At 48.8% G+C, this 10285-nt stretch carries 11 protein-coding genes and 1 pseudogene; 8 read left to right on the top strand and 4 right to left on the bottom strand.

What is annotated here, in order from left to right:
- From Q0231_RS08715 to Q0231_RS08705, 3 genes and pseudogenes are all read right to left on the bottom strand, one after another.
- Positions 1 to 739: pseudogene (locus Q0231_RS08715) on the bottom strand (undecaprenyl-phosphate glucose phosphotransferase); the annotation flags it as partial.
- 91 nt (positions 740 to 830) lie between these two features.
- The gene (locus Q0231_RS08710; RefSeq protein WP_299347190.1) at positions 831 to 1943 is read right to left on the bottom strand and encodes a glycosyltransferase family 4 protein; all 1113 of its coding nucleotides are present in this window, start codon (positions 1941 to 1943) and stop codon (positions 831 to 833) included.
- Positions 1944 to 1969: 26 nt separating this feature from the next.
- Positions 1970 to 2536: a polysaccharide biosynthesis/export family protein gene (locus tag Q0231_RS08705; RefSeq protein ID WP_299347189.1), complete on the bottom strand. Its 567-nt coding sequence runs from the start codon at positions 2534 to 2536 to the stop codon at positions 1970 to 1972.
- Between the two features lie 183 nt (positions 2537 to 2719).
- Here Q0231_RS08705 and Q0231_RS08700 point away from each other — a divergent pair, with 183 nt between their 5' ends.
- The gene (locus tag Q0231_RS08700) at positions 2720 to 4945 is read left to right on the top strand and encodes an exopolysaccharide transport family protein (RefSeq protein WP_299347187.1); all 2226 of its coding nucleotides are present in this window, start codon (positions 2720 to 2722) and stop codon (positions 4943 to 4945) included.
- Between the two features lie 12 nt (positions 4946 to 4957).
- On the top strand, positions 4958 to 6013 hold the full coding sequence (locus Q0231_RS08695; protein ID WP_269391968.1) for a polysaccharide deacetylase family protein: 1056 nt from the start codon (positions 4958 to 4960) through the stop codon (positions 6011 to 6013).
- Here Q0231_RS08695 and Q0231_RS08690 read toward each other — a convergent pair.
- The gene (locus tag Q0231_RS08690; protein WP_269391967.1) at positions 6000 to 6227 is read right to left on the bottom strand and encodes a DUF2842 domain-containing protein; all 228 of its coding nucleotides are present in this window, start codon (positions 6225 to 6227) and stop codon (positions 6000 to 6002) included. The two genes, Q0231_RS08695 and Q0231_RS08690, sit on opposite strands and share 14 nt — an antisense overlap.
- Before the next feature lie 115 nt (positions 6228 to 6342).
- Here Q0231_RS08690 and Q0231_RS08685 point away from each other — a divergent pair, with 115 nt between their 5' ends.
- The 6 genes from Q0231_RS08685 to Q0231_RS08660 all read left to right on the top strand — a co-directional run.
- Entirely contained in the window at positions 6343 to 7395 is a 1053-nt protein-coding gene (locus Q0231_RS08685) for a COX15/CtaA family protein (RefSeq protein ID WP_299347184.1), read from the top strand.
- A gap of 154 nt (positions 7396 to 7549) precedes the next feature.
- Positions 7550 to 8014, top strand: a complete 465-nt coding sequence (rplM, locus tag Q0231_RS08680; protein WP_269391965.1) for a 50S ribosomal protein L13 — start codon at positions 7550 to 7552, stop codon at positions 8012 to 8014.
- A 1-nt stretch (position 8015) separates the two neighbouring features.
- Positions 8016 to 8504 carry a 30S ribosomal protein S9 gene (gene rpsI / locus Q0231_RS08675; RefSeq protein WP_269391964.1) on the top strand — a complete coding sequence of 163 codons (489 nt, stop codon included), beginning with the start codon at positions 8016 to 8018 and terminating at the stop codon, positions 8502 to 8504.
- 150 nt (positions 8505 to 8654) lie between these two features.
- Positions 8655 to 9545 (top strand): DMT family transporter, encoded by an 891-nt coding sequence (locus Q0231_RS08670; RefSeq protein ID WP_299347181.1) that lies wholly within the window; start codon positions 8655 to 8657, stop codon positions 9543 to 9545.
- A gap of 86 nt (positions 9546 to 9631) precedes the next feature.
- On the top strand, positions 9632 to 9901 hold the full coding sequence (locus Q0231_RS08665) for a metalloregulator ArsR/SmtB family transcription factor (RefSeq protein ID WP_299347179.1): 270 nt from the start codon (positions 9632 to 9634) through the stop codon (positions 9899 to 9901).
- Positions 9894 to 10285 (top strand): hypothetical protein (locus tag Q0231_RS08660; RefSeq protein WP_299347177.1); only part of this gene is annotated, 392 nt, incomplete at its 3' end. The genes Q0231_RS08665 and Q0231_RS08660, both read left to right, overlap by 8 nt.

Below are 10285 nucleotides of genomic sequence, written 5' to 3'. Positions count from 1 at the left end.
CAATAACCAAATCAATGCGCGTAAGCCGCGCAAACTCAACCAAGTCGGCGACTTTGCCAAGCTTGGGACAGTCCGCCACCAGTTCAGGTGAGCGCTTGTCTGCCCGATCATCAAAAAGGCCAAGCAATTCGATATCGTTGGTCGCCGTGCTGGTGATGTTCTCAATGAGTTGTTCGGCATCTGGCCCACCACCAACAAGCACAGTCCGTCGCTTAAGACGTCCAGCAACTGTCCACTGGATAATCAAGCTGCGTACCGCGATGCGATAAAACACCAAGAAGGCAGAACCAATAACCAGCCAGCCCAAAGTCCAAACACGTGAAAACGAGTCGCTGAGTTTGAACAAGAAGATGAACGCAATCACCAACAGAATGGTTGCGCTCCACACAGCCAATGCGCGCCCGATTTGACGCAATGTCGTGCGATACTTTTGAATCGAGTGGTTCTTAATGATGTTCTGACCGAACAATGCAACACCTGAAGCACCAATCGACATGGCAAGATAGTACAAAACAGATGGCTCGGGCACATAAACAAGACATACAATCATCCCGATTGTTGCCAAGAACAGCAGTTCGACGAGCTGAACCACTCCAACAATGATCTTGCTGGACATGGCAGTTTCAACCGGCGCCGAAGCTATTGCTTTTGCGCGCTTGGACAAAGAACTGGCAGCGACAGCATTTTGGCGTGCGCCCACAATTTCGGTCACCACTTCTTTGGGGTCGATGCGATACATTTGGCGTTATTCCTGAATTCAATATTGTTTCAAGACACACAATACGGTTCAAGGCGTGAAAGCCAAATGAAACACTATGGTAAATATTTTGCTATTGATTCAAATATATCGCTAGGATTCTACTTGCCATTTTCTCAATTGAGAACCTAGAGTGCACGTGATTTTGTAGCCGTTGATTGTGCGCGGCCAAGTCTTCACCACCTGCTAAATATTGCTGCATAGTGCGCGACAGCGCCTTTGAATCCGATGGGGGGAGCAGTCGCGCTTTTTCTGGTCCAAAAATCTCTGAAATGCCGCCAACATCTGTAGTGATGACGCTTTTTTCGGCCGCTACGGCCTCCATTACCACATAGGGCAGTGATTCTTTGAGCGAGGGGACCACAACAATATTTGCACGCGCAAATCCGTTGCGTGCGGGTTGTGCACCAGCGAATTCGACACGATCCTGCAGGTTGAGTTCAATACTCAATTGTTCAAATTGTTCCCGGTGTGGTCCATCGCCAATCAATAGCAATCGAGCGGGATTGCCTTGGGGCGTTGTGACATCGGGCAGGGCCCTTAGCAGAAATTCAACGCCCTTTAAGTCTCTGAGTTCACCAACAAAAACAAAATCAAACTCGCAGTTGGTGTCAATTTTTGAGAATTCGGCTTCTGCAAGTCCATTGTGTACAACCGTTCCCTTTGCACCAACCTCGCCAATTTGATGACGATAGGTAGAGGCGGCATATTCGCTTTCGAAAATGATCCGGTCACTTTGCGGCACAAGTTGTTTTTCAAGCGTATGAAAAATACGGCCCGCCGGGGATGATTTGGAAAAATGCAGCGCCCCACCATGTGGCGTATAGATCTTTTTTACATTTGGGTTTCCCCAAGCCGCCAAACGCGCGTGAAACCCACCTTTTGCACCATGACCATGGACAACATCAATTCCGAGCTGACCAATCAGTTTCTTTATCTGAAAGGGGGCAACAAGGTCCTGAGGCCCAAAAAGACGGGGAATAGCAATTGGATGAATGCCAAGCTTTAGGTGTTTGGAGATTTGATCCAGTTTTGAGGATGTTTCAGCATCATAAGAGAGCGCATCAACGACCAATCCAACTTCGTGGCCGTCGTTGTCCAGAAAAGTAGAAAGATCACAAACATGGCGAAACAACCCGCCAACTGGCGCTCGCAATACCTGTAGAACGCGCAAAGGTTTACCCATTTTACTTGATCCTACTTATTAGGTGTTTAGAGCCAGCGCTCATGCACAACAATAGTATCACCCGGCTGAACCAAATCATCCATCTTCGCGCGAAGTTTAGTCGTTCCTGTGGTCGCTTTGCGGTATATCGTCACTGAGTTTTTGGTTGCAACATCGCTGAACCCGCCTGCCGTGCTGATCGCTGCGCGCACACTCATGCCAAATACAAATGGGAATTGCCCGGAACTGGCAACTTCGCCTTGGATATAGAACGGTCGATATTGCGCCACTTCAACAGCAACATTGGGGTCACGAAGATAGCCGCTTGCCAAGCTGGAGGTGATCAATGCGCTAGCTTGGTTCACTGTTTTGCCACGTACATAAACCCGGCCCACCAATGGCATCGATATAAAGCCAGCATCATCAATGCCAAAACTGTTGGTCAATTGAGCGTCATTATAGACTGTGACGCGCAGCACATCGCCCGTATCAAGTTGATAGGCGACGTGAGATTTTTCGAATGCCTGCCCGTTATGTGTGGAAGGACGTGGTCCAGTAGCACACGCTGAAACAAAGAGCAGAACAAACAAAGCGGCGAAACGCACCAAACGCATAACAGAGACCTTTTGAGATTCGAAGTCGAGATCTCTTATGGCTGCTTATGGTTAATAATCCGGAAAAATCACCGTCTAATCGACGGTGAAGTAAAATCTTCAGGCAGCAAAGTTAACCGAATTCTTACCATACAGGGGTCACAAAGGATTCTAAATGACGAAGACTTTGAAGGATTACTTCACATGACCCAGAATGGGCCTCGAAGCTACGAAGACGTTCAGATCAATATGTTCAACTTGTTCGGGGCGATTTTTCGTGCGTTGCCGCGCATACTTGTTGTTACGGCAATATTGTGCGGGCTAACCTTTGTTTCATTCTCCTTCATGACCAAACAGTATTCGGCTGAAACCAGCGTGTTGCTTGAACCGCGCAGCGATAGTTTTGCCCAATCTGCTGGTACGCGCACGAACCAAACCAGTGTATCGGCAGTGGATGGTGCTGCCATTGCTAGCCAGATTCAACTCCTCAAATCGCGTGAAACACTTTTGCGGGTGGTTGATGAGCTTGATCTGCGTTCGAATGCGGAATTCGTCGGCAGTTCTGTTGGGCCTCTAGATTTGGTTTTTGCGCTGTTTTCAGTTGGCCAAGACGCGGCAACTAAAGCAGAAAATGATTCGACTGATGACAAGATTATCGGAAAACTGACCAAGAACTTGGTTGCGGCACAAGCAAGAGATAGTCGCGTCATTTCGATAAAATACACTTCCGAAACCGCACAAACAGCCAGCAAAGTCGCCAATGCCCTTGCAAAGGCATTGGTGGATCGGCGCTCTGGCCTGTCAATATCGGACACTTCTGATGCAACGGTCTGGCTTAGCCAAGAAATCAAACGGCTAAGTGCCGATGTTTCGGCCGCGGAAAACGCCGTGGCAAACTTTCGCGTAAACAACGATCTATTCAGATCAACTGAAACGACTTCGCTTATTGGCCAGCAATTATCTGACTTGTCGCGCCAAATCAGCACCGTATCTGAGCGAAAGAACGCCGCGAGCACGCGTGCCCGGCTTATTCGCGACTTGCTCAGCTCCGGGCGCAGCCTTGAGGCAGTTCCGGACGTGCGTCAGTCCCCAATCGTGCAACGCATGTCAGAGCAAAAGGCAAATTTCCAAGCTTCGCGCGCACAGTCTTCTGCCACATTGCTAGACAATCACCCAACGCTACAAGCGCTCGATGCTCAGATTCGCGATATCGACCGCCAGATTCAGCTTGAAGGGCGCAGAATTGCGGAATCATTGGAGACTCAAGCGCGCATTGAAGGGGAACTTGAAAAGTCGCTGCGCGATGACTTGGTTCGCTTAAAACTATCAGCTTCCGGCGCTGAACGTAGCGGAGTGACGTTGGCCGAGCTAGAACGTGAAGCTGCAGCCAAACGCGATTTGCTCAATACATTCCTTGCGCGTCAAAGCGAAGCAACTGCACGTACCAATACAGGGGCCATATTCCCCGATGTTCGCATTATCTCCACAGCGGCTACACCTACCAAAGCCTCTGCACCAAACAAACCATTCTTGTTGCTTTTGGTCGGCGGCCTTTCCGTCGTTATTCAACTGGGAATGGTGATTATCAGCGAACTTGCTGCTGGCAATGTGATTACCGTTCGGCACGAATTGCAACGTGAAGAAGTGGCTGATTTGGCTGTTCGCACTGAACCTATGGTCAATACTCAGCCTGAACAAAAAGAAGACGAGTTTGCCAGGTTCAAAGAACCCGTCGCCGAAACCTTGCCTGAGGTAGCACCCGAGCCAGCAAGCTTAAGAGAGCTTCGTGAGGCAGCCAGTGTATTTGAGGAGCCAGAGGTGCAAGAGACAGTGTATGTTGAACCCTCGCCACAACGCGTGGAACAAGCGGCTGTTTCTCACCCCCCAAGTGATCTAACCAAAATTGCAAAAAGTATTCGCCAAAATGGAATGAGTACAGTGCTTGTTGCAAGTGCTGACCAGACGCGCGCTGACAGCGTGACCGCAACACAATTGCAGCAACACCTTTCCTTGAACGGCGCATCAACCATTCTAGTGAATGCCGGCGGCGCCGATAATGTGGGCATGCTTGGACTGACAGACATGTGTGTCGGTGAAGCCGACTTTGGTGGGATCATCAAAGTAGGGGCCAGCGAAAATGAGTTTTTCGTGCCGTGGGGAACCAAGAGCCGACTACAGTTCTCCAATGAGCGGTTTTCGCTGATGTTTGATGCACTCGGCGAGATTTATGACTATGTGATCGTGGAATGTGGTCAGTTTGGACTGCGCGCACCGCTTTCTCCATTTGCTGATATGGACGCGACATTGCTCATTGTTGGCGACTTTATGGACACACAAATGCGTGCCCATATGGAGGAGGATGCCAATGCGATTGGAATTGACAACGTGTCATTTGTGACGCGCGATAAACAAGAATCCAACGTAGCCTAGTTAGGCAAAGCTGTGAAAAACTTGAAATATCGTCTCATCCATCTGGCAATGGAGTGCTTTGCACTCCCAGGCGTTGCACGTTCAATTCGGGCTTTGTCGAAGTGCAAAGGTACGATCTTCACCATGCATCGCGTTTTGCCAGGCACACCAGCGGCTTTTTCCCCCAATGGTATTCTTCAGATTACGCCCGAATTTCTTGAAACGGTTATTGTTGGTTGCCAAAAGCAGAATATTGATATTGTCGACTTAGATGAGGCAATGCGCCGACTTCGATCAAAAGAGCCGGAAAAACAATTCGCTGTTTTTACATTTGACGACGGCTACAAAGACAATTTGGAATTTGCCCTGCCAATATTGCGCAAGCACAATTGTCCATTCACCCTGTTCATTGCACCGAATTTGATTGATGCTCAGGCCGAGATCTGGTGGCAAGCGCTTGAGGATATTATTGGCGAAAACGATAGTCTTGAGTTTGATCTAGGGCAGGGTATCGAATATCGAGAAACGGCAACAACCCAGAGCAAACTCGACGTGTTTGATGAGCTTTATTGGTTCATGCGTGAAAAGCCAGAAGCTGACCGTCTAAAGCTCTTATATCGTTTGGCGAAGCGCTATGCGTTCAACCTGAGCGATCATTGTCGCAATTTGATTATGGATTGGGATGAACTTAGAACCTTTGTCGATGAGCCGCTTTGCACAATTGGCGCGCACACGGTCAACCATTACGAGTTGAACAAATTGCCAGCCGATAAAATGCGGACGGAAATCGAGGATTCTGTCAAAATTCTGACCCTGCGAACAGGCAAGCAGCCAGACCACTTTTCCTACCCAATCGGCGGGAAACTGTCGGCAGGGCCAAGGGAATTTGCGGCCGTTAGGGACTTGGGACTTGTGACGGGCGTAACCACTCGGCCAGGTGGTCTTTATGCTGAAAATGCAGAGCATCCCGAAGCTTTGCCGCGTATCTCACTCAATGGCAATTATCAAAAGAGCCGCTTTGTTGACGTTTTTCTGACAGGAGCAGTCTTTACGACGCACAGCGGCATGAAAAAGGTCAATGTGAACTAGGTGGCAGCTCGTCAGGACGCGCTGACATCCATCTAATGGCCCAAGTCGCTGGGAAAAACCAGCAACTGCCAGCAACCACAAAATATGCCAACAAGATCAGATTGTGCGCACCGGTGAGCCAGTTCTCGTAGATGAAGACGGCAATCGAAGCGTAAACAACGATGATCAACAGCAAAAGCGGAATGCCGAGCAATTTGCGCTGACGTAGACTCATATTGATCCCAATCACTTTGCTTAACGTATGAACCGGTGCGGCATTGCAGTCCCTTGCGGAAATGCACACAAGGATTTAACACAAAGCACCGATCAAACAAGAGTAGATACGCCACATGTCTGTTTTCAATCAGCCCGTCAGCGAACAAACGTACGAAGCTAAAATCAGACCAGTTCGCATTTGGTTATACGTGCTGGCACTTTTGGTGCTGTTGATGGTGATGGTGGGCGGTGCAACGCGTCTCACAGATTCAGGTCTGTCGATCACACAGTGGAAGCCCATATCTGGCACAATTCCACCGCTGTCCTTAAAAGACTGGAACGCCGAATTCGACGCCTACCGACAGATCCCTGAATACCAACAAATCAACAAGGGCATGTCCCTTGAAGAGTTTAAAGGTATTTTTTGGTGGGAGTGGGGGCATCGCTTTTTGGGGCGATTCATCGGCTTGGTTTTTCTTGTGCCATTTTTGGTGTTCCTTTTCCAACGCAGATTGGACTGGAAACTGGCCCCCGCGCTCGCCGTACTGTTTGTCATGGGTGGTTTTCAAGGGTTTTTAGGCTGGTGGATGGTGTCGTCCGGCCTTGTTGAGCGCGTGGACGTTTCACAATATCGTCTGGCCGCGCATTTGGGGGCCGCATGCATATTATTTGTTGCGCTTATTTGGGTCGCCCGCCAGTTGCGCCCTGCTCAAGTCATGTGGGTGCAAAAAGGGTGGCGACCTTTGGTCGTCTTCTTCGGCCTCATTGTTTTCGTGCAAATTATTGCAGGGGCGTTTGTCGCTGGGCTGGATGCTGGGTTTAGCCACAACACCTGGCCTTTGATGGATGGAAAATTCATTCCAAATGGATTGGCTATGCACCATCCAATCTGGATCAATAGCTTTGAAAACATCATCACTGTTCAGTTTCATCACCGCATGATTGCATACCTCATCTTGGCACTCGCGGTTGGTCTGTCGTGGCATGCTTGGGCAAAAACGCAATTCGACGGCGTGCACGGCTGGATGCTGATCATTGCTGGTTTGACCCTTTTACAGGTGATTTTAGGCATTTTGACCTTGATTTATGTGGTGCCGATGCACCTTGGGTTGGCGCATCAGGTCACAGCATTTGTTTTGATGGGCTCAGTTGCTGCCTATCTATCTGATATGTCACGACAAAATTAGTGGTATTATTATACCGCTTTTCTAACGTGTTGATATATAACGATATAAACTTTGCGCTTGACGGGGCGTCGATATTTGTCTAAATCGCCATTCGAACCTACTGGAAATCGGGATATTGCCTGGTTTATTGATCCAGCAAATCAAGGATTTGGAAATGAAGACGTACTCGGCAAAACCGAGCGAGATCGAGAAAAAATGGATCTTGATCGACGCAGAAGAAATGGTGGTTGGTCGCCTTGCTGCATTCATCGCAACACGTTTGCGCGGTAAGCACAAAGCCTCTTTCACACCACACATGGATTGTGGCGACAATGTTATCGTCATCAATGCTGACAAAGTGAAATACACCGGCAAGAAGATGGACAACAAAATCTTCTACTGGCACACAAATCACCCAGGCGGCATTAAAGAGCGTTCAATGCGCGATCTACTTGAAGGTCGTTTTCCTGAACGTGTTTTGGAAAAAGCCATTGAGCGTATGATGCCAGGTGGTCCGCTTACACGCGCCCAACTGAAAAACCTCCGTGTATACGGTGGTTCTGAACATCCTCATGAAGCCCAAAATCCAGAAGTTTTGGACGTCGCGTCTATCAACCCTAAAAACAAGCGGGTGAAGTAACATGGCTGAACAAGAGACCATCAACTCGCTCGAAGAATTGGGCGAAGTAGCAGCAGTAGCAACTCAAGAAGCAGCTCCTGTATACGAACAAAAACTTGATGCACAAGGCCGTGCATACGCAACCGGCAAGCGTAAAGACGCTGTTGCTCGCGTATGGATTAAGCCTGGTTCAGGCAAAATCACCATCAATGGTCGTGAAATGCCTGTTTACTTTGCACGTCCAGTTTTGCAAATGGTTGTGCAACAGCCAATCGTTGCAGCTGAACGCAAAGACCAATATGACGTTGTTGCTACCGTTTCTGGCGGCGGCTTGTCTGGTCAAGCTGGTGCGGTTCGTCACGGTATTTCAAAAGCCCTTACACATTTCGAGCCTGCGCTTCGTCCTGTGTTGAAAAAAGGTGGCTTCCTTACACGTGATAGCCGTGTTGTTGAACGTAAGAAATTCGGTCGGGCAAAAGCGCGTCGTTCTTTCCAGTTCTCAAAGCGCTAATTTTCCAAGCACTTTGCATACAAATTCAAAGGGTCGGCTTTTGCCGGCCCTTTTTTGTTCTCAAGCGGATAGGTACTGCGCCAATCTTTTGTTGCGGGGCAGGGCGATGCCACATAACCTAGCATTTCTTCACATGTATAGGATTCCTTCGTGCAACGCTCCCAACCCCTAAAGGCTGCCTATTGGATGGCAGGTGCCATGGCGTCTTTTTCCCTGATGGCAATTGCAGGGCGAGAGCTAGGCGGGCTGTTGGATACTTTTGAAATCATGATGTATCGCTCGTTTTTGGGTGTGTTCATTGTGGTCGCTGTGGGTAATTTTGCAGGAACGTTGGGGACCATAGGTTTCAACCAAATCAAACTGCACGCGCTGCGCAATGTGTCTCACTTTGTGGGGCAAAACCTTTGGTTCTATGCGGTTACTATTGTGCCGCTCTCCCAGCTTTTTGCCTTCGAGTTTTCAGCGCCGCTTTGGGTTATCGTGTTGGCCCCAATCTTTTTGGGCGAAAAGCTTACGGCGACCAAAGCTTTTGCTGCAGTTCTAGGCTTCACGGGTATTTTGATTGTGGCGCGACCGGGATATGTGGAAGTGGACCCAGCAATTATAGCTGCTGCCGCTTGCGCAATTTTCTTCGCTGGCACAACAATGGCCACAAAAAAGCTCACGGGAACTCAGTCAACAACCTCAATATTGTTTTGGCTTGTAGTCATGCACTCCGTGCTTGGGTTGGTATGTGCGGGATTTGACGGGCAAATTGCCGTGCCAGAAGGAATGGAAATTGTGTTGGTCGCAGCGATTGGAGTTTGTGGATTGCTTGCCCATTTTTGCATCACCAATGCACTCAATTTGGCCCCGGCAACGGTTGTCACCCCGCTAGAGTTCTTGCGTCTTCCGCTTATCGCGTTCATTGGTTTTGTGCTTTATCAAGAGGCATTTGAATGGCCAGTGATTGTGGGGGCAGCCTTGGTGCTTGCTGCCAACACCATAAATATTAGAGCGGAAAATGCACGCAATAAACAAATTGCGGCGCGCACCGCGTAGAAGACATTCGCACAGATCACTACAAATGTGCTTGACTCTATTTCGAGATGTGTCTAATTAGATTGCATTCGAAATAGGATGTGTCTGTGAATTTGGTTTTTGAAGCTCTGTCGCACCCAGTGCGGCGAAAAATTGTGAAAGTCCTGAAACAAGGTCCAAAATCTGCGGGTGACTTGGCGGAACTATTTGATCTGACCAAGCCAACGATGTCTGCCCATTTTGCAAAGCTAAAGAAAGCCGAACTTGTGCGCACTACGCGGCAAGGGAACACCATCCTTTATCATCTCAACGCATCCGTGCTGGAAACAGCACTCAGTGATTTGCTCGACTTTAAACAAGGTGGCTCAAATGATTAAAACCTTCTCTCCCATCAACATTTTCCTTTTGCTGATTATTCTCGCCATTTTTGTGTTTGGATTGGTCACCATACCAGCGGATCAGTTGGTGGCGGTACACTGGAACATCAACGGCGAAGTTGATTTTGAATTGCCTGCCAATTTGGCGCTTTGGATTGGCCCATTGGAATGTCTTGTGGTGATTCTTGGTGTGTATTTTGCACATAAAAACATGCCGACCGAAGAGTTTGCAGCGGCAAAGTCACTCCTTGAAGCCTCGGTATCTATCGCCTTTGGTGCAGGTTTGCTGGTGCAGTCCGTCATCACGTTGAGTGCATCGGGTTATGTGCTAGATGTGCCGCAAATCGCTACAATTTTTATCGGTTTTGTAATGCTGATCTTGGG

The sequence above is a fragment of the uncultured Maritalea sp. genome (genome assembly GCF_937139385.1).
In the GTDB taxonomy this organism is placed as follows: Bacteria; Pseudomonadota; Alphaproteobacteria; order Rhizobiales; family Devosiaceae; genus Maritalea; species Maritalea porphyrae_A.
This window is presented reverse-complemented; position numbering and strand designations above follow the sequence as displayed.